25 protein-coding genes are annotated in these 26,606 nt (G+C 43.0%); 12 read left to right on the top strand and 13 right to left on the bottom strand.

Annotated elements, in window-relative coordinates; genetic code table 11:
- Positions 1–3 precede the first annotated feature (3 nt).
- Positions 4–1,971, top strand: a complete 1,968-nt coding sequence (locus tag AC2A4J_RS04995; RefSeq protein ID WP_484175163.1) for a putative bifunctional diguanylate cyclase/phosphodiesterase — start codon at positions 4–6, stop codon at positions 1,969–1,971.
- A gap of 306 nt (positions 1,972–2,277) precedes the next feature.
- Positions 2,278–3,405 carry a ribosome small subunit-dependent GTPase A gene (gene rsgA, locus AC2A4J_RS04990; protein WP_484175162.1) on the top strand — a complete coding sequence of 376 codons (1,128 nt, stop codon included), beginning with the start codon at positions 2,278–2,280 and terminating at the stop codon, positions 3,403–3,405.
- A gap of 66 nt (positions 3,406–3,471) precedes the next feature.
- Here the strand turns inward: rsgA and AC2A4J_RS04985 are convergent, their stop codons facing one another.
- From AC2A4J_RS04985 to AC2A4J_RS04975, 3 genes are all read right to left on the bottom strand, one after another.
- Entirely contained in the window at positions 3,472–4,284 is an 813-nt protein-coding gene (locus tag AC2A4J_RS04985) for an SHOCT domain-containing protein (RefSeq protein WP_484175161.1), read from the bottom strand.
- A 301-nt stretch (positions 4,285–4,585) separates the two neighbouring features.
- Positions 4,586–5,449: a glutathione-dependent disulfide-bond oxidoreductase gene (yghU, locus tag AC2A4J_RS04980; protein ID WP_484175160.1), complete on the bottom strand. Its 864-nt coding sequence runs from the start codon at positions 5,447–5,449 to the stop codon at positions 4,586–4,588.
- 45 nt (positions 5,450–5,494) lie between these two features.
- Positions 5,495–6,271 carry a ferredoxin--NADP reductase gene (locus AC2A4J_RS04975; RefSeq protein WP_484175159.1) on the bottom strand — a complete coding sequence of 259 codons (777 nt, stop codon included), beginning with the start codon at positions 6,269–6,271 and terminating at the stop codon, positions 5,495–5,497.
- Between the two features lie 286 nt (positions 6,272–6,557).
- Between AC2A4J_RS04975 and msrA the strand changes: the two genes are divergently transcribed.
- The 4 genes from msrA to AC2A4J_RS04955 all read left to right on the top strand — a co-directional run bounded on the left by msrA (position 6,558) and on the right by AC2A4J_RS04955 (position 9,494).
- On the top strand, positions 6,558–7,184 hold the full coding sequence (gene msrA, locus AC2A4J_RS04970) for a peptide-methionine (S)-S-oxide reductase MsrA (RefSeq protein WP_484175158.1): 627 nt from the start codon (positions 6,558–6,560) through the stop codon (positions 7,182–7,184).
- A gap of 293 nt (positions 7,185–7,477) precedes the next feature.
- A complete protein-coding gene (locus AC2A4J_RS04965) occupies positions 7,478–8,047 on the top strand; it encodes a porin family protein (protein ID WP_441806933.1) in 570 nt (189 codons plus the stop codon).
- Positions 8,048–8,191: 144 nt separating this feature from the next.
- Entirely contained in the window at positions 8,192–8,929 is a 738-nt protein-coding gene (gene nfsA, locus AC2A4J_RS04960) for an oxygen-insensitive NADPH nitroreductase (protein ID WP_484175157.1), read from the top strand.
- Positions 8,930–8,969: 40 nt separating this feature from the next.
- Complete coding sequence (locus tag AC2A4J_RS04955) at positions 8,970–9,494, top strand: redoxin family protein (RefSeq protein WP_484175156.1); 525 nt, start codon at positions 8,970–8,972, stop codon at positions 9,492–9,494.
- A gap of 63 nt (positions 9,495–9,557) precedes the next feature.
- Here the strand turns inward: AC2A4J_RS04955 and AC2A4J_RS04950 are convergent, their stop codons facing one another.
- Both AC2A4J_RS04950 and AC2A4J_RS04945 read right to left on the bottom strand, forming a co-directional pair.
- Positions 9,558–10,808, bottom strand: a complete 1,251-nt coding sequence (locus AC2A4J_RS04950) for an NAD(P)/FAD-dependent oxidoreductase (RefSeq protein WP_484175155.1) — start codon at positions 10,806–10,808, stop codon at positions 9,558–9,560.
- A gap of 103 nt (positions 10,809–10,911) precedes the next feature.
- Entirely contained in the window at positions 10,912–11,862 is a 951-nt protein-coding gene (locus AC2A4J_RS04945) for a LysR family transcriptional regulator (protein ID WP_484175154.1), read from the bottom strand.
- Positions 11,863–12,037: 175 nt separating this feature from the next.
- Between AC2A4J_RS04945 and AC2A4J_RS04940 the strand changes: the two genes are divergently transcribed.
- A complete protein-coding gene (locus AC2A4J_RS04940) occupies positions 12,038–12,694 on the top strand; it encodes an NAD(P)H-dependent oxidoreductase (RefSeq protein ID WP_484175153.1) in 657 nt (218 codons plus the stop codon).
- 99 nt (positions 12,695–12,793) lie between these two features.
- Here the strand turns inward: AC2A4J_RS04940 and AC2A4J_RS04935 are convergent, their stop codons facing one another.
- Positions 12,794–13,330 carry a DUF924 family protein gene (locus AC2A4J_RS04935; protein ID WP_484175152.1) on the bottom strand — a complete coding sequence of 179 codons (537 nt, stop codon included), beginning with the start codon at positions 13,328–13,330 and terminating at the stop codon, positions 12,794–12,796.
- Between the two features lie 401 nt (positions 13,331–13,731).
- Between AC2A4J_RS04935 and AC2A4J_RS04930 the strand changes: the two genes are divergently transcribed.
- Genes AC2A4J_RS04930 through AC2A4J_RS04920 form a run of 3 tightly spaced genes read left to right on the top strand, consistent with a single transcriptional unit; the run spans position 13,732 to position 16,534 of the window.
- A complete protein-coding gene (locus AC2A4J_RS04930; protein ID WP_484175151.1) occupies positions 13,732–14,613 on the top strand; it encodes a sce7726 family protein in 882 nt (293 codons plus the stop codon).
- The gene (locus AC2A4J_RS04925; protein WP_484175150.1) at positions 14,574–15,491 is read left to right on the top strand and encodes a sce7725 family protein; all 918 of its coding nucleotides are present in this window, start codon (positions 14,574–14,576) and stop codon (positions 15,489–15,491) included. The genes AC2A4J_RS04930 and AC2A4J_RS04925 overlap by 40 nt, the downstream gene beginning before the upstream one ends.
- Positions 15,488–16,534 (top strand): RES family NAD+ phosphorylase, encoded by a 1,047-nt coding sequence (locus AC2A4J_RS04920; RefSeq protein WP_484175149.1) that lies wholly within the window; start codon positions 15,488–15,490, stop codon positions 16,532–16,534. Before AC2A4J_RS04925 ends, AC2A4J_RS04920 begins: the two co-directional genes overlap by 4 nt.
- Positions 16,535–16,589: 55 nt before the next feature.
- On the opposite strand, the gene nadS is transcribed toward AC2A4J_RS04920, so the two are convergent.
- From nadS to hutU, 5 genes are all read right to left on the bottom strand, one after another.
- On the bottom strand, positions 16,590–16,892 hold the full coding sequence (gene nadS, locus AC2A4J_RS04915) for a NadS family protein (RefSeq protein WP_484175148.1): 303 nt from the start codon (positions 16,890–16,892) through the stop codon (positions 16,590–16,592).
- Between the two features lie 216 nt (positions 16,893–17,108).
- The gene (hutG, locus tag AC2A4J_RS04910; protein WP_484175147.1) at positions 17,109–17,924 is read right to left on the bottom strand and encodes an N-formylglutamate deformylase; all 816 of its coding nucleotides are present in this window, start codon (positions 17,922–17,924) and stop codon (positions 17,109–17,111) included.
- A gap of 11 nt (positions 17,925–17,935) precedes the next feature.
- Positions 17,936–19,156: an imidazolonepropionase gene (gene hutI / locus AC2A4J_RS04905; RefSeq protein WP_484175360.1), complete on the bottom strand. Its 1,221-nt coding sequence runs from the start codon at positions 19,154–19,156 to the stop codon at positions 17,936–17,938.
- Between the two features lie 134 nt (positions 19,157–19,290).
- Positions 19,291–20,829, bottom strand: a complete 1,539-nt coding sequence (hutH, locus tag AC2A4J_RS04900; RefSeq protein ID WP_484175146.1) for a histidine ammonia-lyase — start codon at positions 20,827–20,829, stop codon at positions 19,291–19,293.
- 193 nt (positions 20,830–21,022) lie between these two features.
- Positions 21,023–22,720 carry a urocanate hydratase gene (gene hutU, locus AC2A4J_RS04895; RefSeq protein WP_484175145.1) on the bottom strand — a complete coding sequence of 566 codons (1,698 nt, stop codon included), beginning with the start codon at positions 22,718–22,720 and terminating at the stop codon, positions 21,023–21,025.
- A 303-nt stretch (positions 22,721–23,023) separates the two neighbouring features.
- Here hutU and AC2A4J_RS04890 point away from each other — a divergent pair, with 303 nt between their 5' ends.
- Both AC2A4J_RS04890 and AC2A4J_RS04885 read left to right on the top strand, forming a co-directional pair.
- On the top strand, positions 23,024–24,424 hold the full coding sequence (locus AC2A4J_RS04890) for a formimidoylglutamate deiminase (protein WP_484175144.1): 1,401 nt from the start codon (positions 23,024–23,026) through the stop codon (positions 24,422–24,424).
- Complete coding sequence (locus tag AC2A4J_RS04885) at positions 24,417–24,995, top strand: HutD/Ves family protein (protein WP_484175143.1); 579 nt, start codon at positions 24,417–24,419, stop codon at positions 24,993–24,995. The genes AC2A4J_RS04890 and AC2A4J_RS04885 overlap by 8 nt, the downstream gene beginning before the upstream one ends.
- Here AC2A4J_RS04885 and hutC read toward each other — a convergent pair.
- Positions 24,992–25,747, bottom strand: coding sequence for a histidine utilization transcriptional repressor HutC (gene hutC / locus AC2A4J_RS04880; RefSeq protein WP_239543963.1), 756 nt, complete (start codon positions 25,745–25,747; stop codon positions 24,992–24,994). The two genes, AC2A4J_RS04885 and hutC, sit on opposite strands and share 4 nt — an antisense overlap.
- A gap of 93 nt (positions 25,748–25,840) precedes the next feature.
- The gene (locus AC2A4J_RS04875; protein ID WP_484175142.1) at positions 25,841–26,500 is read right to left on the bottom strand and encodes a cytochrome b/b6 domain-containing protein; all 660 of its coding nucleotides are present in this window, start codon (positions 26,498–26,500) and stop codon (positions 25,841–25,843) included.
- Positions 26,501–26,606: the final 106 nt, after the last annotated feature.

Below are 26,606 nucleotides of genomic sequence, written 5' to 3'. Positions count from 1 at the left end.
TTTATGCCTCCACTATTAGAACTACAAAGAGACAAATCCTTCCGCTTAAAGCTGATACTCGTTTGTCTTACCGTGGCATTAACTGTCTCTACTATTTATGTGGTTGTGTCCTATCGACTAGCGGCAGACTTAGGGTTAAAAACAGCCTTGGACTCACTGCATCGTCAAGCCATGTTGTTGCAAGGAGAACTTCTCTTAAACGATAAAGAAAATTCAAAAAAGCAGCTCTCTGAGCTTGTAGAGCTTGTGTATTTTAATGATCACCTAGACACTTCCGAGTTTTACTTAAACATCACTGGACCTGATTTACAGTGGTCTATTAGCAATGAAATAAACACCTCTCAGTTAGAGCGTTTATTATCAAGATTGTCATTGCACACTGACCAACATGGGCAAATGAAAGGTATGCCAAACGGATTAGAAACACTAGATAACAAGCAATTCCTTTGGCAAAAAATCTACGGTGACACACACCAAATAACAATTATTAAAACGTCGAAAGACATCGACGACATACTCGCCATTGTGATGAAGCGACTAATCATTACCTCTATTATCGTTTTCTGGTTAGCCACTTGGTTTGCACTCACCCTATCCTCTTGGATGAATAAACGTGTTCAGGATAAAAACGATGCCCTTGCTCATTTGGCTACCCATGATTCGTTAACCGGATTACCTAACCGACTTTTTATTAAGAACATGATGAAAGACATCTTGCCTGACCCGTTAGACAAAAAGTCTTTAAAATCACGAAATGTAGACGAATCAACACTCACCCAAGCTTGCCTTTTTGTCATCGATTTAGACAAATTCAAAGAAGTGAACGATACATTTGGACATACAGCAGGCGATGTTCTTTTAGTAAAATTCGCTCAAAAACTGAAAGAAGTCATAGATAACACACAAACGCTTGTTCGATTTGGTGGTGATAAGTTCATCATTTGGGCGCCTGAGGTAAGTCTAGAGCAAGCTAAAAACCTTGTACAAAAGCTAATCATTACCTGTAATGAACCAGTAATGATCAACAAACTCGCAATTAGTACAGGCGCTAGTATTGGCATTTCACATTATCCAAGCCAAGCAACAGATCCAGAATCTTTAATCCTTTATGCAGATACAGCCATGGATGAAGCAAAGCAAAATCGCAGTGGTTGGAGCATGTTCAGTGAAAGAAATATACAATGCGGTCGACAGCGCTTAAAGCTCCGTGCTGATTTAGATAACGCATTGTTTGATAGGCAAATTAAGCTTCATTATCAGCCTAAAGTGTCACTTATAAATGGTCATATTATTGGCATAGAAGCATTAGCTCGCTGGCATCATCCAACAGATGGCATTCTATCTCCAGTACATTTTATTGAGTTAATCGAGCAAAGTGGTCGCGTTCAAGAATTTGGCCGTTACGTTATTGCAAACGCAATTGAACAGCTTGGCCTTTGGCACCAACAGGGACTGTTTACACCTATTGCGATTAACCTATCTCCTTACAATTTACTTGACCCGAGTCTATTAGACTTCACCCTTCGGCTCCTTAAAAATCATAAGATTGAAGCAAATAAGCTGGAAATAGAGCTAATCGAATCTGCAACCAGCATCAACATAGAATTCATATCTCAAAGTCTAAATGACTTTAAAGAAGCTGGGATTAAATTAGCCATAGACGATTTTGGAACAGGTATGAGCTCTTTGTCTTACATCAGCGATCTCAATGTAAACCACATAAAAATTGACCGATCTTTTATTGATGGCGTAGAGCAGGATATTAGAAAACAAGCCGTCGTGTCATCTGTCATCATGCTGGCAAATTCTTTTGGATGCGAAGTCATAGCGGAAGGCATAGAAAATAAATTCCAAGCTGAAATGCTGATCAACATGGGTTGTCTATATGGCCAAGGCTATTATTACGCCAAGCCAATGACGGCAGAAAAAATGCAAGCCATGTTACAGGCTGATGCTGCTCTGCCACTCTAAAGCGCTTTCCTCAAATACAGCAAGACGTAATCACTCACTCGTATTAACTTGACCTAACCCAAAAACTCACACAATATTAAGCTTCATTTAAATACTTAAGGAGATTATTGATGATTGTATTCAACTCAACGCCGATTAAGACTGCACAGAGTATCAGACTTTAGAATAGCGCTAGACGTTTTACCGTTTTTCTTTGAACTGCCCCTCTTATAAGATTTCTTTCGGGACATCTTTCTTTGCACTGTCTCATCCGGCGTTTTTAGTTTTATCTAACTAATTTTTGTATCTTTAGCCGGAGCTAAAACATTGAATATATCTAGATTACAACCTTTAGGTTGGAGCCATTTTTTCCTGCAACAAACGGACACTCAAACGTTAGAAAAACTACAATCTAACGAATTACAGGTCTTTCGAATCAGTGCGATTCATCGTTCGGTCATCAAAGGCTTAGGTGGCAATTGGGAAGAAGGCGAAGTGGAACTGCTTTGCCCAGAAAGCTTTCAACCAGTCAGCGAACATTTTTGTGTCGGTGATTGGGTGATCGTAGAACAAGCTCATGAGCACTTTCGTATCATTGAAGTATTAGACGCGAAAAACCAACTAGAACGCTTGAGCAACCAGAAACGGCAACTCATGGCGGCGAATTTGGACTACCTTTTTATTGTCACCAGCGCAAACAGTGACTTTAGCCTCAAACGATTAGAGCGCTATCTCGCTATGGCTTATGATGCCAATATCGAGCCTGTCATCGTGCTTAATAAGAGCGATTTAACCGATAATGTCGACGACTTTTTAGATCAAATTCGTGATTTAAAAGTCCATAACATAGTCGGTATTTCGATGTTACAGCCAGACTCTCTTTTGTTACTTAAGCATTACCTGACTGCTGGCACAACCATTGCGATGGTTGGCTCCTCAGGTGTCGGCAAGTCTTCGTTAATCAATGCGCTTTTCAATCAAGCGGTCGGGATAGAGGTAATTGATCAAAACAGCATTAGAATGATCGAAGACATTCAGACCATAGGAGGCATTCGTGACGATGATGACAAAGGCAAGCACACCACAACGTCTCGGCAACTGCTGATTAATGCAGACGGCGTGTTGTTCATCGATACACCAGGTATTCGTGAGTTACAGCTACTTAATGCCCAAGACGGTTTAGAGATAGCCTTCCACGACATTGTACAACTGGCCCAACACTGCAAATTTAACAATTGCTCTCACCAAACAGAACCTGGCTGCAAGATCTTAAATGCCTTAGGGAATGGTGAATTAGCTCAATCTCACTGGGACAATTACCAAAAGCTACTAAAAGAGGACGCATTTAATGCCCGTTCAGCTCAAGGAGCCTATGCTCAGAAGCAGCATATGAAAACCTTTAGCAAAGCCATTAATAGAGTCCAATCAAAGCACCGACAAGACAAAGGAAGATAAAGCCTAAAGAAAGAGGCTCCTCATGAGCCTCTTTCTTAAATTAATATTTCACTAACCCACTGCTAATTAAATGCGATTCAGTAGATCTGTCTTTTTTGAATTGTATTCGTTATCCGAAATAGCACCCATATCACGTAACTTCGCTAACTTTTCAATCAACTGAATCACTTCATCAACAGAAGATGCATTAGTCAAATTCTGAGGAGCTTGCATTGCAGGTGCTGGCGTAAACGCCATTTGTGCAGGCGGAGCCACAAAGTTATTCTGTGGTGCTAAGTTTTGCTGTGCTGACTGTTGTGATGCTTGATTGTTCGTATTTGAGTTAGACGAAGAACCAGCCCCAGAAACAATAGGTAAGGTATTCACCGGAATCGTGCCGTATTGACTGGAAAAAGTCAGAGATGAATTACCACCCTGCTGCTGGCTTATGCCACCGATGTTGTTGTCTAACGTATCGTAAACCGTCACATTGCCATTCACTTCAACTGCAAGACGATTCGGAAAAATAGCGTAACGCGTACTGTTTTGCGCACCGCTGCTAAAAGGCTGACCAAGATCGCCCGGCCACCATTGATTACTGGATTTTGAGCCTTTCGGTAGCGGCATGAACACTTGCATATTAGCCAAGCCGTTAGCCAATTCATTACACAGATTGTCCACTGTCGATTTCAAACCATAGTTGAACATATCACCGACCATGGTCATACCGCCACGCATCCACTGACCGCCGCCGCCTAGCTCAGGGCAATTAAATTGTGCCATTGAACCATTACCATTGTTGACGGCGATTAGCATATGCATGACAGCATCGAAACTTAGGTTGTATCGACGGGAAAGGGAGTTAACTAGGTTTTGTCCATCTTGCGTTAAATTTTGCATGGTAAAGCTCTCTAAATGAGACGTAGAGCTGTTCTCTTTTATCTTGCCGCTGCAAAAAAAAGGCAAACATCGCCTCGTACATGGACAAAAACAAAGAGTAGGTTGCAGCATCATGCTGGCCAACAGGTTTCGTAGAGCACCACTCTAACACATGCACGCCTTACAAAATGGTGACACGACACTGAATAGGCGTAAATAATTGTTTATTTTTCGAACAAGTATTTTTTATCGCCAATAAAAAAGGAATAAGCCAGTAAAAGGCTTATTCCTTCATAAAAACGCACCATTACAGCACTCTTTTTTACTCGATAAGGCCATCGAAATCAGATGCATCATGACGCTCTTGAAGTTGCGCGCCATCACCAAAAGACTTATTCACAATGCGGCCACGCTGAACCGCTGGACGTTGCTCGATTGCTTTAGCCCAACGCAGTACGTTTTTATAACTAGTAACATCAAGAAACTCTGCGGCATCGTACAAATTGCCCAACACTAAATTGCCATACCAAGGCCAAATCGCGATATCCGCGATTGAGTATTCTTCGCCCGCCATGTAAGTGTTATTGGCTAATTGCTTATCCAACACATCCAACTGACGCTTGGTTTCCATCGTAAAGCGATCGATCGGGTATTGCATTTTAGTCGGCGCATACGCATAAAAATGACCAAAACCACCGCCTAGATACGGAGCAGAGCCCATTTGCCAGAATAACCAGTTACGGCATTCTGTTTTTGCCGCTAGGTCTTTTGGCACCAAAGCATCAAACTTTTCCGCTAAATATTGCAGGATAGAACCAGACTCAAATACACGAGTCGGTGGCGTTGTACTGTGATCCATCAAGGCAGGGATTTTAGAGTTTGGATTGATTTCAACAAAGCCTGAACCAAATTGATTACCTTCGCCGATGTTAATCAAATAAGCATCGTATTCAGCAGCACTGATTCCTAGCGCCAATAGCTCTTCCAGCATGATGGTGACTTTTTGGCCATTCGGTGTCGCTAAAGAATGAAGCTGCAGTGAGTGTTTGCCTACCGGCAAAACCTTTTCGTGGGTCGCTCCGGATATAGGACGATTTATGCTAGCAAACTTGCCACCGCTTTCTGCATCCCATTGCCATACTTTTGGTGGGACGTACTCTTCATTTTTAATAGAGTCAGAACTCATAACATCTCCTAAAATTATTAGTCAGCGAAAAAGTCACTCTCGCAATTAATGTTCAACAAAAGCTCGCTCGATTACATAATCCCCTGGCACACCAATCTTTGGTGATTCTGTAAAACCAAGTTCATCAAGCAAGGTTGACGTGTCTTTAAGCATACTTGGGCTGCCACAAATCATGACTCGATCATGCAATGGGTTCAACTGAGGCAAGCCAATATCTTCAGCTAGCTTACCACTGCGAATCAAATCTGTCAGACGTCCCTGATTACGGAACGGTTCACGAGTAACGGTTGGGTAATAAATTAGCTTGTCTCTTACTTGCTCACCAAAGAATTCATTTTCTGGTAATTCTTTTTCAATAAAGTCAGCATATGCCAATTCACTTACATGGCGAACACCGTGAATCAATACAATTTTTTCGTACTGCTCGTAGGCATCAAAATCTTGAATGACACTTAAGAAAGGCGCTAAACCTGTGCCAGTAGACAACAAATACAAGTTTTTACCAGGGTGTAAGTCACGAGTTACCAAGGTACCAGTTGGTTTGCGGCTAACCAAAACATCATCACCCACTTTTAAATGCTGTAAGCGTGAAGTCAGTGGTCCATTGGGGACTTTGATACTAAAAAACTCTAAATGCTCTTCGTAGTTAGGGCTAGCGATACTGTAAGCACGCATCAAAGGGCGCGTTTCTGTTTCTAAGCCAATCATCACAAACTGACCATTATCGAAACGCAAACTTGGGTTGCGTGTGACTTTAAAGCTGAAGAGATTTTCATCCCAATGATGAACGCTTAATACACGCTCAGTAACAAATGCACTCATGGCCCCTCCAATTAAATAATCTGATTAGGTTGCATACTACAGCACGCTCTTATATTCACTTAATCGATATTTTAAATGACTTTAATATGCTAAGCATATATAGATAACAATAATATGGTAAGTATGTCATTCAAATGGACAGCAAATACGTTAGGAAGTAGGAAGGTAAAATTCATTGTAAGAAAAGAGCTCTGCTGTACGTCAAAGATTCAGCAGCATAAGAAAGACTCTATTGCTAACCGCGTTATCCAACAGGCGCGCTCACATGATAATAAGGACACCCGACATGAAAACTCGACATTTATTCAGTAACACCTTTGGTTTACTGCTGCTTAGTGGAGCAGCTACTTTTAGTAGTCTATCCCAAGCCGCACCACAAACCATGATAGTCGCTGGCGGCTGCTTTTGGTGTGTAGAATCTGATTTTGAATTAGTTCAAGGCGTCAGCGATGTTGTCTCTGGTTACATAGGAGGTCACACCGACAACCCAACCTATAAACAAGTCTCCTCAGGAAATACAGGCCATTTTGAAGCCGTCGTGATCAATTTTGATGATGACGTGGTTTCACTAAAAGCATTAGCAGATTATTACTGGAAAACCATCGACCCAACCGATGCCGCAGGCCAATTTTGTGACAAAGGCTCACCCTACAAGACAGCGATGTTTTACCAAGATGACCAACAAAAAGCGGTTTTTGAAGCCTCTTTGGCAAAAGTAGAAAAGTCAAAACCCTTTAAAGACGATATTGTGACCGAGATTCTACCTGCCAAAAAGTTTTACCCAGCAGAGGAATACCATCAGAGCTACTACACAAAGAACCCGATTCGCTACGCTTACTATCGCGCAAGCTGTGGTCGTGACAGTCGTATTGAAGATTTATGGGGCGAAGTCGCTAGTAAGAAATACCATTAAAAAAGTAAAAAGAACTCAGCCTATTTTAGGCTGAGTTCTTTCATCCCTCCTCATTTTTTTTGCCATCTATCTCATTCATCTATTCCAGCATGCTCACCAATCGATTACGACCTGTTCAAAATATGTTCTGCCTTTTCGTACTATCAGCAAAGCGTTTTTTACCTACGTTAAGCGCATAGAAAATGAAGCAAATAGGTAAGTAGCGCCGAAATCCTAGCCTTTCCCCCGTCCATACAGCACATTGATAACGCAACTCACGAAGTTCTAAAAAAGTAACTAAAAGGAGTTATATAATGAAAAAGTTTATCCCAGTAATCGCAGGTAGCATCGCTTTAGCTTCTCTAAGTGGCGTAGTAAAAGCAGAAGATATGTCTGAAAATAACAGCGGTCTTTATGTGGGTGGTAACTATGGTTATCTTAAAGTAGAAAGTGATGACGACTTCGACGACAACAACGATGTAGTACAAGGCATTGTCGGTTATCGATTTAATTCCTTCCTTGCATTAGAAGGTAGCTACATTGATTTTGGTAAATATGGCGGCAGTGCGGCTAGCGCATCCACAACGGGTTATACCGCTGCTCTAAAAGGAACCTTGCCGATTACTCAAACGACTGAATTGTTTGTTAAAGCAGGTCAACTATGGCACGAAACCGATTACAACGTTGCCTCAATAAAAGGCAGCTCAGACGATAGAAGTTTGTTCGCTGGTGCCGGTGTTAATTTTAACGTAACAGAAAACTTATTGTTAAACGCGCAATACACCTGGTATGACGTCGATCTAAACGCGGATAACGTTTCTTCTGATTCTAAATTTGAAACAGACTTCAACCAAGCCAGTGTCGGTGCTGAATACCGCTTCTAATCAAACCATTTCTCAGTACAAAGAAGGACTTATCCTATTGGGTAAGTCCTTCTTCTTTTATGAACAATCGTTCTCTTTTGGCCTTTGACCCTTCTCTTCTAAATCTCTAGTATCTATGCATCTCATTTTTAAAAGATGCCGCATATGAACCCTATTCTTCAAGCCCAAACTAATCACAAGTCCATTCGTCAATACACAGAGCAAGCCATTGATGAAGCGTTACTGATGCAGCTTATTCAAAGCGCTCAAGGCGCAGCCTCTTCAAGTTTTATTCAGGCCTACTCTCTTGTTCAAATAACAGACCAAAACAATCGACAAAAAATTGCCACGCTCGCAGGCGGGCAAAAATGGGTAGAATCAGCCGCGGAATTTTTTATTATTTGTGCCGACCTTACTCGTGTTGAATATTGCAGCCTAGAACAAGGCTTAGGTGAATTAGAAGGCAATACGGAACACTTTATTGCCGCAACAACCGATGCAACGTTTTTTGCCCAGAACCTAATGCTAGGTGCTGAATCCGTTGGCCTTGGAGCCGTGTTTATCGGTGGCATTCGCAACGACCCTGAACAAGTCGCTGAACTGCTAAACTTGCCAGACCAAGTCTATCCAATTTTCGGCCTTTGCCTCGGCTATCCCGACGCGGAACCGGATCTAAAACCTCGCTTACCCGTGGATGTTATCCTTCATAAAGACAGCTACGACAACAGCCGTTGCGCACAAGATGTAAAAGCCTACGACGCACAAATGCAGGCTTACTACCAAAGTCGTGGTGATAATCAAAAAAGCAGTAATTGGTCAGAACAAACCGCTGCAGCGGTGCAAAAAAAGAAACGCGAACATATGCTAAGCTTCTTGCAGCAGCGTGGCTTTTTGAAACGCTAGCAAGCACAAAATGAATTGTTAATAACCGAAGGGAAAAAAAATGATTTCTAATGTACCTAATGTTGTTTTTAAAACTCGTATTCGTAACGAAGAGTTAGGCGGACCAAACCCATTTGAGTGGAAAGATGTCACCACTGCTGACTTGTTCAGCAACAAGAAAGTCGTTGTTTTTTCTTTACCGGGTGCATTCACCCCAACTTGCTCAACGTCTCACCTACCTCGCTATGAAGAACTTTACGAAGACTTTAAAGCACAAGGCGTTGATGCGGTAATTTGTGTTTCTGTAAACGATGCCTTCGTCATGTTCCAATGGGGCAAAAGCCAGAACGCAAAAAACGTTTTCCTTTTACCTGACGGCAACGGCGACTTCACTCGCCAAATGGGCATGCTCGTTAAGAAAGACAACCTAGGTTTTGGTATGCGCAGCTGGCGTTACTCTATGCTTGTCGAAAACGGCGAGATCAAGAAAATGTTCTCCGAAGCGGGCTTCCAAGACGACGCTCCAAGCGATCCATTTGAAGTATCTGATGCCGACACCATGTTGAACTACTTGAAAAGCAACTAATTCAAAGCGTTAATGAATTGGCCAATAAAAAGCAGACGTTTGAAAAAACGTCTGCTTTTTTGTTTATGATTTTGAGTGTCCGGACAAGCGATTCACTGGCGCAAGCGCATCTAACAGCTCACTCCTCTCCCCTTCAATCGCCTGAACCAATAACTCAGACGTTGTTGGACCAAGAGTGAATCCTTGATGCCCATGACCGAAATGAAACCACAAGCCTTTATGATTTGGCGCTTCACCAACAAGTGGCAGCATGTCGGGCATACAAGGCCGAGTCCCCATCCATTGCGGCTCTTCTACTTGCTCACCTAATTCGATAATTTCATTCAATGCAGCCGATCCGCGTTTAAGCTGGCTTGTGTCCATTGGCGAATTCAGCGGAACTAAAGCCGCACCGGTTGTCACCCTTAAACCTTTCACCATCGGCGCCGCCAGCACACCATTTGCTACATCTAAAAATGGCCGTTGCAGTATTTTAGGCGCATTAAAATGGCCGTGATAACCACGCTTGTATACCATAGGAATTCGATAACCAAAGCGCTTTAATAACTCTGGTGACCAAGGCCCAAGCGCTACCACCACTTGCTCAGCTTTAAGCTCACCCTCATTGGTGAGTATTTGCCAACCCTTCGCTGTATGCTGCAAGGTATTGGCGTCACCCGTGACAAAACGACCACCTCGCTTAACAAATAAATCACAGTAGGCTTTGGTTAACGCTCCAGGAGAAGTGCAACTCCAGCTTTGCGTATAATGCACCGCGCCCGCTGGCGCTTTCTTCAACGAGGGCTCTTCTTTCAAATAGCCTTTGCCGTCAAAAATATTCGAGGTGACACCATATTCACTAAGCAAAAAACTGGCTTTTTTAGAGGCTTTCTCAAACTCAGCATCGTCTCTGTGCAACATGACAAGACCACAGCGAGAGATCAAATGCTCAGACTCAGAGTCACGAATTAAAGGGGCATGATCTGCCGTGGAACGAATCGTTAATTGGGAATGAACACGAGAAATCTTAGCGTGTTTTTCGGCTGATGAATGACAAAAATACGACCATAAAGCAGGCAGCATAGGTAACGCTCCGCTCATTTTCCAAGTCACGTCATTACTTATTTCCAGTGCATATTTAAACAGCGTCACCAAATCCCTTGGCAAAGCATACGGCTCTGCTGCCTCAACTTGGATCATACCCGCATTACCGTAACTGGTCTCAAGACCAGCATCGGCACGATCTACAATGGTTACCTGATGGCCTCGCGCCTGCAACGCTAAGGCGCTACTCGCTCCAACCATTCCTGCGCCTAATACAAGAAATTCCGCCATATCCCTACCTCGACATCATTTCAATGGAAAATAATCTTCTCTCATCACTATAGCAATTATATTTTATGACGTAGCAAGAGATTCACCGATTTCAGCATAACCTTTAGTCAACTAGAATATCTTCTGGTAAAAATCCCTGCTCCACCAATTGCGTCAAAAGCACCTTGGTACGCTCTCGAAACATATCTCGCAATAAACGCACCGTTGGCGTAATAGACTGCCGACTTGGGCTTATCAACCACAGCTCACCTTGAGGGACTTTATAGTCTGCTAACAAAGGCACTACGCGACCAGCGAGTAAATCATTGGCAATATCCAACGAAGATTTTATCGCGACCCCTTTACCTGCTACGCACCAACGCCTCACCAAATCACCATCGTTCGCAGCACAATAGGCTTTCGGCTTAATCTTGTAGGATCGTTCTACACCTGATTCTTTAAATGAGAAGTGCCAAGTATCGTTCAAGATATTTTGTAGCTGATAAAACAGACCTTGGTGATTCAGCAAGTCTTTAGGGTTTTGCGGTGTACCCTGTAATTCCAAGTAACTTGGACTGGCGACCAATAAACGCGGTACGTTACAGATTTTAAAGCCATAGACATTGGAATCTGCTGGCGCACCATAACGCAGAGCAATATCCAACGCATCTCGATAAAAATCGACATTGCTGTCGCTAATATGTGCCCGCAGTGTCACTTTTGGGTGCTGCACCATAAAGTCATCCACCCAAGGAATCGCGATATTGCGCCCCAAGTCAGACGAAACAGCTAAGCGAATTTCACCACTAATAATATCCAGATCATTATGAATAGTTTGTTTTGCTTGATCCAACATAGACATAGCTGCAATACACTGGGGTAAGTAACGCTCTCCGGCACTAGAAAGTCGTAGATGGCGCGTAGTACGCACAAACAACTCAACACCAAGCGCAGCCTCTATTCGCTTAACAGCGGCGCTCGCTGTGGCCATTTGCATGTCTAAATGCGTGGCTGCAGCCGTAATACTGCGAAACTCCGCTACTTTAAGCACGACTCGAAGATCTTCAAGCTGCATGAACTACCTCCTGTTGGATAAGAAAACCACCGCTTATTATCAATTAATATTTGATAATAATTCAATGAAAACCCTGTTTTTCATTTAGTAGAGTCTCGCTACTATAGCGCCATTGAATTGAGCGACTCTAGCTTTCTAGGTTGCCAAACAGTTTTACTTATTTTGGAGAGAGAAGATGCCACACCAGATTATTACTGATCTAGAAAAACGCCATACAGCAAAACATTACGATGCCGTGCAGAAAATTCCTCAGGCCGATTTAGACGTTATCTACGAAGCAATGCGCCTATCACCTTCTTCTATTAACTCGCAGCCATGGAAATTTATCGTGATTGAAAGCGATGCGGCAAAACAGCGCTTCCACGATACCTTTGCGAACAAATTCCAGTTCAACCAAAAACACGCCAAAGACGCTTCGCACATTATTTTATTTGCACACAAAACTCACTACAGCCGTGAAGACTACGCAAATATTGTGGATAAAGGCATTGAAGATGGCCGCACCAAACCCGAAAACAGAGAACAAGCTTTTGGCGGTTTTGTGTTTGCAGAAATGAACATGGACGAAAATGGTAACAACGCTGCGTGGACAAAGTCACAAACTTACATCGCACTTGGTAATGTTATGCACACTGCCGCTCGCCTTGGTATTGATTCCACGCCTATGGAAGGTGTTGACCCAGAATTGATCGGAGAAATCTTCAGTGCAGAACTGGAAGGTTACCAATGCGACGTCGCACTCGCGATCGGTTATCACCACAAAGACGAAGACTACAACGCCGCATTGCCTAAATCGCGTCTAGCAATGAAAGACGTAGTAACCGTACTTTAAAGCTTATTTAAAAAGCAAAAAGAGCAAGCCATGAAAGTGACTTGCTCTTTTTTATACTTAAAAAATAGCGCATGCAAAATAAGCTTAAATATACTGTTTTTAAAAACTAGAATTTGGTTCAGCTAAAAACTCCAACTCTTCATAAGACGATTTTCTACCTAAAATGGCGTTTCTGTGTGGATAACGCCCGAAACGATCCACAATTTTTTTGTGTTTTAACTCGAAATCTAAATTATTAACAATACCCAGTTCACTAAATAACGTTACCGCTTGCTCATGAATTACAGCAGATTCACTGTGCATAAAGGGCATATATAAAAAACTTCTTTCGGTGGCAGACAGTTCGACGTCAAAACCATTAGCAATTGCCACTTGAGCCAGCGCCAAGGCCATAGGATCAGCAGCGAAGGATTCTGGTTGATCGCGGTAAATGTTACGGGAAAATTGGTCCAGTATAATTACTTCTGCTAAAGCACCTTTAGGGGAATGACGCCAAACAGACAGTTCTCCTTGAATCGCTTGTCTATGAAGCGCACCGAAACGATCTTTTATTGTATTATCAAAATCGATATCTTTCTCAAACCACTGCGCTGGTTCTATCTCGTCAAACCAAAATTTCAAAACATTTTGATACATAACGTCAGCCCCAAATTTACCGAGTAAGTAGAAATATAGTGCTTAAAATCAGCAAATTCCAATCACTCTATTTTTAATATCATAGGCAGACTAAAGCTTAATAGCCAATAAAGCCTCAATCACACCTGCAACTACAATCAGGGGAGCCAAATTCGATCTCAGAACCTGCTTGTTCATGCTGCATGAATCACCACAACACGAAAATCCGTTAAACAACAAGATCCGCCTCAAAAGGTCGAGGAACAGAATCGAATAAGATACTTTGTACATCAATGATCAGAGCGGCGAAGGTCATAAATCCGACTCTACTATGGAAAAAAATGAATTTTTTATACGCATATTATTCAATAAAGCGCCTATCATATGTATAGTCTGCTTTAAATTTTTTAGGTCTAATCGTAATGACTTTTTCAGCAAGAGAGGCGTCAAAATTATTCACAAGCACTAAGCTATCCGCCTTGGCAGATGGTGACTTCTCTTATGTTATAAGAGTTGCTCAACAGTATTTGGGTGTTGATCATATTTCCGATATTAAAGATATTTTCAACCTAGTTCACAAGAAACTAAGCCAAGAATACCGCTCTGAATACTATTTCAAAAATGCAATTGCTAAAAGACACTTACTAGGAAAACATTCTTTATCGACAGCAACAATGCTATCGGAGTTTAGAGTAGGAAGAAGTAAAGCTGATTGTGTCATTGTAAATGGTAAGTCTACTTGTTACGAAATAAAATCCGAGTTCGACACCTTAAACAGACTTAACACTCAACTAATTGATTATCTTAAGGTTTTTGATGAAGTTTATGTTGTATGCGCAAATAAAAATCTTGCGAGCGTTTTAGAAAACTCAGATCCACGAGTGGGAGTTCTCGTGTTAACGTCAAAGAACTATCTAAGCGAAAAGCGCACTCCTACACCAAGAAAAGAACCAATCGATGTCGAAATTCTGATTAAATCTCTACGAAAAGCAGAATATTTAGACATTGTTGAATCGATGGGGTTTCCAGTCCCAGAGGTCCCAAACAGCAGACTACAAAGTGAGTGTAAATCACTATTAACAAATGTTGACCCTAAAAAGCTTTCTAAAGCTTTTCTAAATGTGATAAAAAAGACTCGAAGAAATGATGAGGATCTGATCAAGTCTCTGCCTAACTCTTTGGTTAATGCGGCTATCAGCTATCAATTTTCTAGTGGTCAAATAAATGCATTGAAGCGCATTTTCAACAACGATATGGAGAGAATATGTATTACCCCTTCCTACGAGGAAAGCAATTTGAATTAATTGCACTTCGAGAACTTTCTAACATCATTTCTTCTTCATTGTTTCGACCTATCTTAGAACCAGTTAGAACAAATCTTGCCCCTCTTTTAAGAACAATTGATCACCTAAACCAAAAAGAAATCATTCCAATTATTCTTATTAACCCCACCGTGGGTGACTATAAAGATGCTTGGTCATCACTAAAAGAAAAACTAGAAGATAGTAATTTAGTTTTTTTACCATGTATTCAGATTAAGAGTGGTAATTCAGATGAAGTAGAAAAGATACTTCAAACTATCTCTGGTCCATATGCTCTTCAAATTACCCAAGGAATAGATCAAACTTCTATTTCGCTATCTTTGAACGCCGAGTTAACCATAGCAGATTATAAATCACCTCCAGCAGCATTAGCTCGTATAAGAAACTTAGTATTACTTGGAGAAGATTCTTTTAGGAAGCAAAAAAGAAATGCCGACTACACATCTGAATCTACTTTTTCATACCTACATTCAACGTACAAAACTCAAGAAAATGTAATTGGGTTCGGTGATTACACCATTATGAGCAATGAGTACACAGAAACTGGTGGACCGGCATACGTTGTTACAATTCATGTTTCATACATTGACTATGAGAGATTTGATGAAATGTTTGTACGCCATTATTCATCTACAGATGATGGAACACCTTCCAACCCTGCAGGAAAGTTTGCGGAAGCATTAGAATTATTTATCAATGAAGCGGATAAGGCACCCGATTTATTTTATGATTCGCTCGGCATAAAGGAATTCCGAAAACTACATGAAAGCGAACATTTCCCTGGACTCGGACAAGTTAAAAAGCTTTCGATAGAACACCATATAGAAACCATCTGTAACTATTTGGATAAAAATCAATGATATATTGCTGTTCTAATTGCTTCACGGATGTTGCAATTCAAGAGCTTATTTACAGAGAGGCTACGGTAAAAAGTTGCTCTTTTTGTGGGTCTAATAAAGTTCCATGCACCAGTCCAGAAAGCCTAACAGGCTTATTCGAATTAATTCTTAATTGTATTCAAGAGGATACTGAAGGATATTCATTAGCGACAATATATAAAAATGATCTAAAAATTCTGTCCAATTCAGTTTTAAATCCAAATGATCTTATGATATCTATTATGGGTGAAAATTATCGTAATAAAAGTTTCAAACTATTGGAAAGTATCACTGAGTATCGAACAGCTTGGGATAATTTTAAAGATAACCTGATTAAAGAAAATAGGTTTTTTCCAAGCAACTCATTATTCAGAAAAATATTTACAGCGAACATTACTAATGATGGAATTATATCTAAAGAAGCATCAATTTTTCTTCGAACTGTAGATGCATTGAGTCAAACTATAAATGAAAATTTCATTTTCTATAGAGCCCGAATATCAAACAATGTACTAAGTGCTCGTGAGATGGGTCCCCCTCCTTATGATTTAGCCAGTGCTGGTCGAGCAAACCCTGTAGGGATTCCTTATTTATATATCGCAGAAGACTGTACAACATGTTTAAAAGAAGTCAGACCAAGTAATGGATCAACTATATACTTATCTGAAATACAACCTAGACAAGAATTAAAACTTGTAGATTTGACAAACCCAAAGCTAGAGATTGCACTCTTAAAGTTTGATGAAGAAGAAATTGAGTTAGTTTTAAAGTGTCTTAACCTACTCCAGCAATTTTCAGAAGAACTTTCAAAGCCTGTACTACCTGAAAAATCACATTTAGAGTATATCCCTACTCAATTCATTTGTGAATATCTTCGAACACTGAAGTCATATGATGGTTTAGTTTTTAATAGTTCATATGGTAATGGTAGGAATGTTGTTTTATTTTCAGACGAAAATATAATCATTAATGAACCTAGTATATTAAAAGTAACATCTGTAGACGTACAAGTTGAAAGAGGTTAAATAAGATAGCTAAACTTAAAACTAGCTCTACTAATTATAAGTTTACAGAGTTCATTTACGATTTAGGACTACCCATGCAGCGCTTTAGCGCACACTCTGGGTCGGCCTCGACGATTTTAAGTAAAGCGCGAGCTGGCCCCGTTGGATGACGACGACCTTGTTCCCAATTTTCTAATGTGCGTTTGCTAACACCCAGAAGACTGGCGAAGCGACTTTGACTCAAACCTGTTTTAGTGCGAATTGCCTTCACTGCTGGGTCTGCGAATTCTGCGATTCGTGCCGCTGTGGATTGGCCTTTTATGATGTTATCGGCTTGTTGTACGCTTTCAAGTAACTCATTAAACATGTTGTCATTCACTGTGGTCACCTTTCAATAACGACTATTACATCACCAAATTATACGCCATTGGCGTGACCTGTCGATTAATAATCAAACAGTAATAGATAACCGAAGATGACGCTCCATTGCACTATCGTCAAGAAAAAAGAGGCTAACTATCGTATCAAAAAAAAATCCCCATGCCGTTTCCACAACATGGGGACTCTTGACTCTTAAACTATGAAACAGCTGAGGTTATAAACTAAGGTGCTGACAGGCCTCAATCACGTCTTTAAGCTGTTGCTGAATAAGTGGGCGTTTCTGTTCATCAAGCTGATACTCAGATTGCTTGGCTAACTCATCGTTAATGTAAGTTGCTTGAGAGAGTTCGAGCTGGATGGCGTGAATACCATCGCTTGGCTGGCCGAAATAGCGAGTGATGTAACCGCCTTTGAAACGGCCATTGAGCACTTGCGTGTAGTTTGGTCGCAATATTTGCGTGACGGCATTGGCGATTGCTGCGTCGCACGCTTTGCCTTCATTAGTGCCCCAGTTAAAATCTGGCAGTGTGCCTTCAAACAACATAGGTACTTCAGCGGCAATACTGTGTGCATCGAACAATATAGCATAGCCGAATTTGGCTTTGAGTCGAGCGAGTTCTTGCTCAATCGTGCCATGATAGGGCTTCCAAATATGCTCTTTGCAAAAGGCTTTATGTTCGTCACTTGGCACCTTGCCTTCGGCAAAAACAGGCGTGTCTTCAAATAAAATATCGGGGAACAAGCCCGTGGTTTTCGTCGCGTAAAGTGGCTTATCATCATAGGGACGATTAAGGTCAATGACATAACGAGAGTAATTCGCCTTGATAAATCCTACCCCTAGAGACTCTAAAAAATCATAAAGCTCAGGAATGAACCAATCCGTATCCGGCAGTTTTTTGGCTTGATCTGTCAAACCGAATTGCACCTCTGTCGTTAAGTTCAAACCAGAATGCGGCATGCTGACCAGCAAAGGCGAATCGCCCTGAATAAAATCAAATGCCGGTACGGTTAATACGTCATGCGTTGTCATTATGTTTCCTCTTAACTACTTTTGCCTTCATAGATTCTATTTTTTACTAGATTGCCGCCAAGCCAATAGCTTAACTCGCCAGGGCTTTCTACATCCCAGCACACAAAATCGGCAACTTTCCCGATTTCTAAACTACCATGAGTATCTGCTATACCCAATGCTTTTGCTGCATGAATTGTCGCACCAGCCAAAGACTCTTCTGGCGTTAATGCAAACAAGGTACACGCCATGTTCATCATCAGTCGAAGCGATAACGCGGGCGAGGTTCCGGGGTTTGCATCCGTGGCAATTACCATAGGCACGCCATATTGACGCAGCAAGTCAATTGGCGGACGTTGGGTTTCTTTTAGTGTAAAAAACGCCCCTGGCAATAACACGGCAACCGTGCCAGATTCAGCCATGGCTTTTACATCTGACTCTTCAATAAACTCAATGTGATCCGCCGACAAAGCCTTGAAAGACGATGCCATAGCAGTACCACCTAACGAAGACAATTGCTCTGCATGGATTTTCACCGGTAAGCCCAATGACTCTGCGGTTTTAAAGTAACGTGCTACTTGCTCGGTGCTAAAGGCAATACCTTCACAAAAGGCATCAACGGCATCGGCTACGCCCAATTCCGCGATTTTTGGTAACACCGTCTCGCAAAGGTAATCGATATACGCGTCTTTATCGTCAAATTCTGGTGGCATCGCATGCGCAGCCAAACAAGTTCGCTTGATCGTAACTGGCCATACATCGCCTAATTTTCCTGCAACACTGAGCATTTTCAATTCTGAATCGAGGGACAGGCCATAGCCAGATTTGATCTCAACTGTGGTCACGCCGTCGGCCATGAGACTTTTCAGTCGACGGGATGCACTGGTAATTAGCTCTGCTTCGCTGGCGTCACGAGTCGCCTTAACAGAAGAAGCAATTCCGCCGCCCTGCTTGGCAATGTCTTGATAACTTACGCCATTTAGTCGTTGTTCGAATTCGCCTGCGCGGTTGCCGCCAAACACTAAATGCGTGTGGCAATCGATCAAACCCGGCGTAATCCAACCGCCGCCTAAATCGTGTTCAGTCTGAGCCTCGTAGGCTGGCAGGTCATGCGCTTCGCCAATCCAAGCAATGCAGCCGCCGACTATACCAATCGCGGCATTTTCTATCACGCTATAACGACCATTTGCCATGGTCGCCACTTGCGCGTTGCGCCATAAACTGTCTAATTTCATAGAAGAACCTTGAGTCATATTTTCTGTCATGCTGTGTGCCATAGCCCCTCTTTTTCGCTCAATTTTTATAACGATTATTGATGTAACAGCATCATAGTAAAAACGAAAAAAGCAGTTCCTAAAGAACTGCTTTTTGAATCTAATTCAGCAGATTACACAACCAAACTTGGTAACAAGCCATCAGGCATGGTGTCGTTATGAACCGCTTCCAACAGCAGCTCATTCGCTTTTTCAATATCGGTCGCGAAGTAACGATCTTTATCATAGAAAGGCACACGAGCACGTAAAGTGGCACGAGCGTTTTCTAGACGTTTGCTGGATTTCAATGGTGCGCGGAAGTCCAAGCCTTGTACCGCAGACAAAATTTCCACTGCTAAGATACCGCGGGTATTTTCCGCCATGTCTTTCAAGCGACGCGCTGCGAAGGTCGCCATAGAAACGTGATCTTCTTGGTTCGCCGATGTTGGTAAGCTATCAACAGACGCAGGGTGTGCGTAGGTTTTATTCTCGCTCGCCAATGCCGCTGCAGTTACTTGCGCAATCATGAAACCAGAGTTTACACCGCCATTGTCTACTAGAAACGGAGGCAGTTTGCTCAAGTTACTGTCGATCAACAACGCCATACGACGTTCTGACAAACTACCAATTTCAGCAATCGCCAAAGCAAGGTTATCTGCCGCCATAGCGACAGGCTCTGCATGGAAATTACCACCTGAAATGATGTCACCTTCAGCGGCGAATACTAATGGATTATCGGATACAGAATTGGCTTCAACACACAAGACTTTCGACGTGCTGCGAATTTGCTCTAGGCATGCACCCATAACTTGCGGCTGACAACGAAGAGAATACGGATCTTGGACTTTTTCACAGCCTTGGTGAGAATCGCCCAACTCTGATGTTTCGCCTAATAGGTGACGATACGCTGCCGCGGCATCCATTTGCGTTTGATGCCCGCGCACTTCATGAATTCGCGCATCGAATGGGCTACGGCTACCAAGCGCTGCTTCCACAGACAAAGAGCCACACACAACAGCGGACGCAAACAAATCTTCCGCTTCAAATAAACCTTCTAGGGCAAAAGCCGTCGATGCTTGCGTGCCGTTTAACAGTGCTAGACCTTCTTTTGGTGCTAAAGCAATTGGCTCAAGCCCTGCGATAGACAAAGCGGCTTGACCAGAAATGACTTCACCACGGTAGCGAGCTTTGCCTTCTCCTAGCAAAATCGTACTCATGTGCGCCAACGGTGCTAAATCACCCGACGCGCCTACCGAACCTTTTTTAGGAATGCATGGATACACTTCTTTATTAATCAAGGTCAGCAACGCTTGAATCACTTCAAGACGAATACCAGAGAAACCACGCGCAAGGCTGTTTACCTTCAATGCCATAATTAGTTTGACGGTTTTGTCTTCCATCAGCTGACCGATGCCCGCTGCATGAGACAGTACGATACTGCGTTGTAACTCGTCCAAATCTTCTGGCGCGATACGTGTATTCGCCAACAAACCAAAACCTGTGTTAATACCGTATACCGTGCGGTTTTGTGCAATCACATCGTTAACCACTTGTGTGCTGGCGTGAATCGCAGGGAAAGCGCTTTCGTCTAGAGTCAATTTAACGTGACGACGGCTGATTTGACGCAATTCATTAAGCGTCAATTGACCTGGTTTTATGGTTAATTCAAACATGGTGTTCCTCAATCTTTTTATTCTCAAATCAAAACGCCGGATAACGGTCATACTTCCCTCATCCGGCCTACAAATTCCCCATCAAACAAAGGTGTGAAACAAGCTGCGCCCAAGGATGGGCACAGTAGACCATTGCCTACATGGATGTAGGCTGGTCGGCGTTTTCTATCCTTGTTTGATGATCAACAGCATATTATTTAGCTTGAGCGCCAGTGATCATTGGCAAGTTAAGCCCCTGCTCTTTCGCGCAATCAATCGCAATATCATAACCCGCATCCGCATGACGCATCACGCCAGTCGCAGGGTCGTTATGCAACACGCGAGCAATACGCTCAGCGGCGTCATCACTACCATCACACACAATTACCATGCCGGAATGCTGAGAGAAGCCCATACCAACGCCGCCACCGTGGTGCAAAGATACCCAAGTTGCGCCAGATGCTGTGTTTAATAAAGCATTCAATAGTGGCCAATCCGAAACAGCGTCAGAGCCGTCTTTCATACCTTCTGTTTCACGGTTCGGACTGGATACAGAACCAGAGTCCAAATGGTCACGACCAATAACAATTGGCGCAGACAATTCACCGCTACGCACCATTTCGTTAAAGGCTAGACCAAGTTTCGCGCGCTGACCAAGACCCACCCAACAAATACGCGCTGGCAAACCTTGGAACTGAATACGTTCACGCGCCATGTCTAACCAATGATGTAAATGTTCATCGTCCGCGATCACCTCTTTTACTTTGGCATCGGTTTTATAGATATCTTCTGGGTCGCCAGACAAAGCTGCCCAACGGAAAGGCCCGATACCACGACAGAACAAAGGACGAATGTAAGCAGGTACAAACCCTGGGAAATCAAAAGCGTTTTCGATACCTTCTTCCATCGCCATTTGGCGAATGTTGTTACCGTAATCAAAGGTCGGCACGCCCATTTTTTGGAAATCCAACATGGCTTGAACGTGTTTAGCCATGGATTGTTTCGCGGCTTTTACAATGGCCTGAGGTTCTGTCTGAGATTTTTCTCGGTACTCTTTCCAGCTCATGCCCAATGGCAAGTAGCCGTTTAATGGATCGTGGGCCGAGGTCTGATCCGTTACCATATCTGGACGAATGCCACGTTTTACCATTTCTGGCAGAATTTCGGCCGCGTTGCCGCAAAGCGCGATAGACACGGCTTTGCCTTCTGCAGTGTATTTTTTGATACGCGCCATAGCGTCGTCTAGGTCTGTCGCTTGTTCATCCACATAGCGAGTACGCAAACGGAAATCGATACGGCTTTGCTGACATTCGATATTCAATGAACACGCGCCAGCCAAAGTCGCCGCTAGTGGCTGAGCACCACCCATGCCACCAAGACCTGCCGTTAATACCCAGCGACCAGCCAATTTACCATCGTAATGCTGACGACCTGCTTCAACAAAGGTTTCGTAAGTGCCTTGCACAATGCCTTGGCTACCAATGTAAATCCAAGAGCCTGCTGTCATTTGGCCGTACATCGCCAAGCCTTTTGCGTCTAGCTCGTTAAAATGTTCCCAGTTGGCCCAATGTGGCACTAGGTTTGAGTTAGCGATTAATACACGAGGTGCGTTGCTGTGGGTTTTGAAAACGCCCACTGGCTTACCAGATTGCACCAGCAAAGTTTCATCTTCTTCTAGCTCTTTTAGGGATTCAACGATCTTGTCATAACTTTCCCAATCACGTGCTGCACGACCGATACCACCGTAAACCACTAATTCTTCTGGGTTTTCTGCTACATCAGGATCAAGGTTGTTCATCAACATACGCATTGGCGCTTCCGTGAACCAAGATTTGGCAGTCAGTGTTGTTCCTGTTGCGGCTTTTACGACACCTGCGCGGTAACGTTTTTGAGCGAGTGTTTGCTTAGTCATTTTTTCACCTATCAAAGAATGTCTTTTTTATTCTGCTTAAAGAAATATTCAACTAACATGTATATACAATTAACTTAAAGATAGAATCTAACTTTTCTAGATGCAAGCCATTTTTTTAAATAAATCGAGTTGAAATCAACAGTAGTGGATAATCAATCAAACTAAAAATGAAAAAAATCCTTATGAAACAACCATTAAAAACAGCATAAAATAGATAGGTAATAAACCCTACATAAACACACTTGTATATACATTGTGTTTTCAATTACACTCAAAATACCAATATTTATTAGGGAATGACTTGTGACCAGCCAACACACCACTCATTGCGACAAGGTTCAATACTATTTTGCACAACGCGCTTTGCTCTCTTCTGGCTGGGCAAAAGACGTGCTTTTCTCGGTAAAAGAGGGTCAGTTTCTCTCTTTTGCAGCAGACAGTGCTCCGACGGCAGAGTGCCATATTTTATCTGGCCCCGTCTTACCCACACTGGCTAATGTGCATTCCCACGCGTTCCAGCGAGTCATGGCTGGCGCCGCCGAAGTCAGTTTAAATCCGAATGATAGTTTCTGGAGCTGGCGTGATTTGATGTACAAAATCGTGCAAAAGCTGACCCCAGACGATGCGCATATTATCGCCAAACAGCTTTATATCGACATGCTAAAAGCCGGTTACACTCAAGTCGGAGAGTTTCACTATCTGCATCATGATATTGGCGGAAAACATTATGGGCAGCTTGGCGAAATGTCGAATCAGATCATCGCCGCAGCTGACGAATCAGGAATGGGATTAACCCTATTACCCGTGCTGTATTCACACTCGGGCTTTGGCGGACAAGCTCCCAATACGGGACAAGCGCGTTTTATCAACAGCACAGATTCGTATCTGGCGTTGCATCAAGCCTGCGATAAAGCGCTGACAAATCACCCTCGCCATAAGTTGGGCATTTGCTTTCACTCACTGCGCGCAGTGACCAAGCCGCAAATTGAGACTGTACTCTCTGCGTTAAAAAAGGACTCTCCAATACATATCCACATCGCGGAGCAACAAAAAGAAGTGCAAGACAGTCTCGCCTTCAGTGGTCAACGCCCAGTGGAATGGCTGCACAATGAAATCGGCTTAAATGAGCGCTGGTGCTTGGTTCACGCCACTCATCTCACCGATTCTGAGCGTCAGTCTATCGCCACCAGCCAAGCGGTAGCTGGACTTTGCCCAACCACCGAAGCGAACCTTGGTGATGGCGTTTTCCCAGGCGTGGCCTTCGAGCAAGAAAGCGGTCGTTGGGGCATTGGCTCGGACAGTCATGTGAGTTTATCGATTGTCGAAGAATTACGCACTTATGAATACGGACAGCGCCTACGGGATCAACAGCGTAACCGCTTGTATCGCTCCGACCAAACTAGCGTTGGCGACAATATTTACCAGCAAGCCTTGCTGGGCGGCAACCAAGCCTGCGACGTGTCATTAGGATTAGCTGAAGGTAACCGTGCTGACTTTATGGTGCTCGACGAATCTCATCCTTTTATCGCAGCGAGCGAAGCCAAAGACCTGCTCAATCGCTGGCTCTTCGCCACTAATGAAAACCTTGTGAAAGACGTGTTTGTCGCTGGCAATCACACTATTAAAAACTTCCGCCACCAGCAAGAAGACAGCAGCCGCTTGGCCTTTACTCAAGTTATTAAAAAGGCCATGTATCATGCCTAGCATCATTATTATAGAGCAAGCAGAATACCAGCGAATGCCATGGAAAAACGGCCTTGGGGAAACTCTAGAAATTCAACGTTATGAAGATAACGATGGCCTGCGTTTTCGTATCAGCCAAGCGTCTGTGGTTGAAAATGGCGTATTTTCAGACTTCAGCGGATTGCATCGTACCCTGGTCTTACTATCTGGCGAAGGCATGGCTCTGGAACACACGAATAGCAGTGACAATCACCTTAACATTCTCAGCAAGCCTTTAGACATAGCACGCTTTTCAGGCGGGGATGAAACACTTGCCACACTGAAAAACGGCAAGATTGAAGACCTGAACATCATGGTGAGAGACACAGACACGCAAGCCAAAGTTCAGGCATGCACAGCGCTCTGCTTTCTCTCATTTTCAAACAACACCTTGTTTAATGGTTTGTATGTTTGTGAAGACAGCGTGCTTGAAATAGAGAATGCCGACGCTATGTCAGTCAAAGCACACAGCATGGTGATTGGATCAGAAAACATTAACGCCACATTAAGAAAAGGCAGTGGCGTTTTCATCAAAATTACTAAGTTGGATTAACGGCCAAAATGCCCGAATAATTGGAAGCGAGAGCCTGGGTGGAGTAAACGCGCAGCGGTGACTATGTCATCGCCCGCCCAAGTACGACGCTTTATTTGCAAACAAGGCTCTGAGCCTCGAATTTGCAGTCGTTCGCATTCAATAGCATTAGGCAAAATAGCTTCCACCAAATGCTCACCTTCTGTCATTGGCGCCACGCTCATTAGATATTCATAAGGCGTGTGTTTGGCAAAATCTTGTTTATCATAATCTGGCGCTAACGTCGTATTAACAATGCGTTCTTCTATTTGAATCGGCAAATCGTTTTCAAAGTGCAAAACGACGGAGCGGAAAATCCCATGATTGGTTCGAACACCAAGCGTCATAGCTTCTTCCATGGTGGCTTTGGCCGCTTCCAGTACTAATAACTCAGAATGATGTTTATGGCCGCGAGCAGCCACCTCTTCTGCGATGTTATGAACCTCAAACAAGGCTGAGTGAGCTTTTTTCTCTGCTACAAAAGTGCCAAGACCTTGATGACGAACAAGATACCCTTCTGCCGTCAACTCTCTTAGTGCACGATTTACCGTCATACGACTTACGCCTAATGCCTTAACCACTTCTGCTTCAGAGGGAACGCGTTGATTCGTTTGCCACTCACCAGAAGAAATCTTCATCGTAATCGCCTGCTTTAACTTGGCGTATATCGGCAAAGGGGCATCCGGTAGATCGTCAAATAAATTAAGTAAATTAGAAGTTGTTACGTCAGACACTAAGGTTTCCATATGATCATGTGTTTATAAAAATTTCTATTGCTGGCAATAATAGCAAATATCCAGCCTGTCTATACAATTAAATCAGCAAAGCTAAATAGGCATCATCCATAATGCGGCCAACCAAGAAAGGCCCATTAATAAAGAAAAAATAATGCCCCAGCGTGGCGTCTTTACCTCAACCGATGTCATTGTCTGATGCTTTTTTCGACCGTGCACCATAGCATCAATAAGACGCTCTTTTAGACATAGCTCATGGTACAGCACAGCAAGTACATGCACAGCGACTAAACCAAGCAAGACGTTGGGTAAAAAGCGATGGATAGACGCTAACTGACTGGCAAACTCTTCTGGCACCAGAGCATTAAAAGGCCCGAACCAAAATACTTCATCGCTAGTAAACAACCCAGTTCCCCACTGAACCGAAAGTGCGAGTAATAAAACCACCACCATTAAGGCGCCAATGGGGTTATGACCTAGATATTTCTTAGGTCGACCAGATAACATAGACTTAGCGAAGCGAAAAACCACTTTTGGCCCTTTCACAAACTGACTAAAGCGCGCGTAGTAGGAGCCATAAAAGCCATAAAGTACACGAGCAATAATCACCGCCGACAAACCATAGCCCATATAAAAATGGTACTGGACATAATCACTTTCTGATTTTCCTGTGACAATTAAACCCGTAAACAAAAGCACTATCAGCCAATGGCTAATTCGCACAGGCCAATCCCATACCAGTGTCGACTTCATCTTAATTATCCTCATTGTGCTCGTAGACTGCTCAAAAATCGCTCGCTTGCAATATAGAGACATTAAACACTATGCTGTGAAAAGCAAGAATCTGATTGCCTAATAT

The sequence above is a fragment of the Marinomonas sp. ATLA20 genome, from assembly GCF_057180105.1.
Note: the sequence above shows the minus strand (reverse complement) of the source record. Positions and strands in the feature narration are given on the sequence as shown.

Coding starts and splice junctions, on each gene's coding strand:
- AC2A4J_RS04935 (WP_484175152.1), bottom strand. CDS start 13,330: ATGTATCAAAATGTTTTGAAATTTTGGTTTGACGAGATAGAACCAGCG.
- AC2A4J_RS04920 (WP_484175149.1), top strand. CDS start 15,488: ATGATATATTGCTGTTCTAATTGCTTCACGGATGTTGCAATTCAAGAG.
- AC2A4J_RS04885 (WP_484175143.1), top strand. CDS start 24,417: ATGCCTAGCATCATTATTATAGAGCAAGCAGAATACCAGCGAATGCCA.
- AC2A4J_RS04955 (WP_484175156.1), top strand. CDS start 8,970: ATGATTTCTAATGTACCTAATGTTGTTTTTAAAACTCGTATTCGTAAC.
- nfsA (WP_484175157.1), top strand. CDS start 8,192: ATGAACCCTATTCTTCAAGCCCAAACTAATCACAAGTCCATTCGTCAA.
- hutH (WP_484175146.1), bottom strand. CDS start 20,829: ATGTTTGAATTAACCATAAAACCAGGTCAATTGACGCTTAATGAATTG.
- AC2A4J_RS04925 (WP_484175150.1), top strand. CDS start 14,574: ATGTATTACCCCTTCCTACGAGGAAAGCAATTTGAATTAATTGCACTT.
- AC2A4J_RS04995 (WP_484175163.1), top strand. CDS start 4: ATGCCTCCACTATTAGAACTACAAAGAGACAAATCCTTCCGCTTAAAG.
- AC2A4J_RS04930 (WP_484175151.1), top strand. CDS start 13,732: ATGACTTTTTCAGCAAGAGAGGCGTCAAAATTATTCACAAGCACTAAG.
- msrA (WP_484175158.1), top strand. CDS start 6,558: ATGAAAACTCGACATTTATTCAGTAACACCTTTGGTTTACTGCTGCTT.
- AC2A4J_RS04875 (WP_484175142.1), bottom strand. CDS start 26,500: ATGAAGTCGACACTGGTATGGGATTGGCCTGTGCGAATTAGCCATTGG.
- hutI (WP_484175360.1), bottom strand. CDS start 19,156: ATGACTCAAGGTTCTTCTATGAAATTAGACAGTTTATGGCGCAACGCG.
- AC2A4J_RS04985 (WP_484175161.1), bottom strand. CDS start 4,284: ATGCAAAATTTAACGCAAGATGGACAAAACCTAGTTAACTCCCTTTCC.
- AC2A4J_RS04940 (WP_484175153.1), top strand. CDS start 12,038: ATGCCACACCAGATTATTACTGATCTAGAAAAACGCCATACAGCAAAA.
- AC2A4J_RS04965 (WP_441806933.1), top strand. CDS start 7,478: ATGAAAAAGTTTATCCCAGTAATCGCAGGTAGCATCGCTTTAGCTTCT.
- hutU (WP_484175145.1), bottom strand. CDS start 22,720: ATGACTAAGCAAACACTCGCTCAAAAACGTTACCGCGCAGGTGTCGTA.
- AC2A4J_RS04945 (WP_484175154.1), bottom strand. CDS start 11,862: ATGCAGCTTGAAGATCTTCGAGTCGTGCTTAAAGTAGCGGAGTTTCGC.
- hutG (WP_484175147.1), bottom strand. CDS start 17,924: ATGACAACGCATGACGTATTAACCGTACCGGCATTTGATTTTATTCAG.
- AC2A4J_RS04975 (WP_484175159.1), bottom strand. CDS start 6,271: ATGAGTGCATTTGTTACTGAGCGTGTATTAAGCGTTCATCATTGGGAT.
- yghU (WP_484175160.1), bottom strand. CDS start 5,449: ATGAGTTCTGACTCTATTAAAAATGAAGAGTACGTCCCACCAAAAGTA.
- AC2A4J_RS04950 (WP_484175155.1), bottom strand. CDS start 10,808: ATGGCGGAATTTCTTGTATTAGGCGCAGGAATGGTTGGAGCGAGTAGC.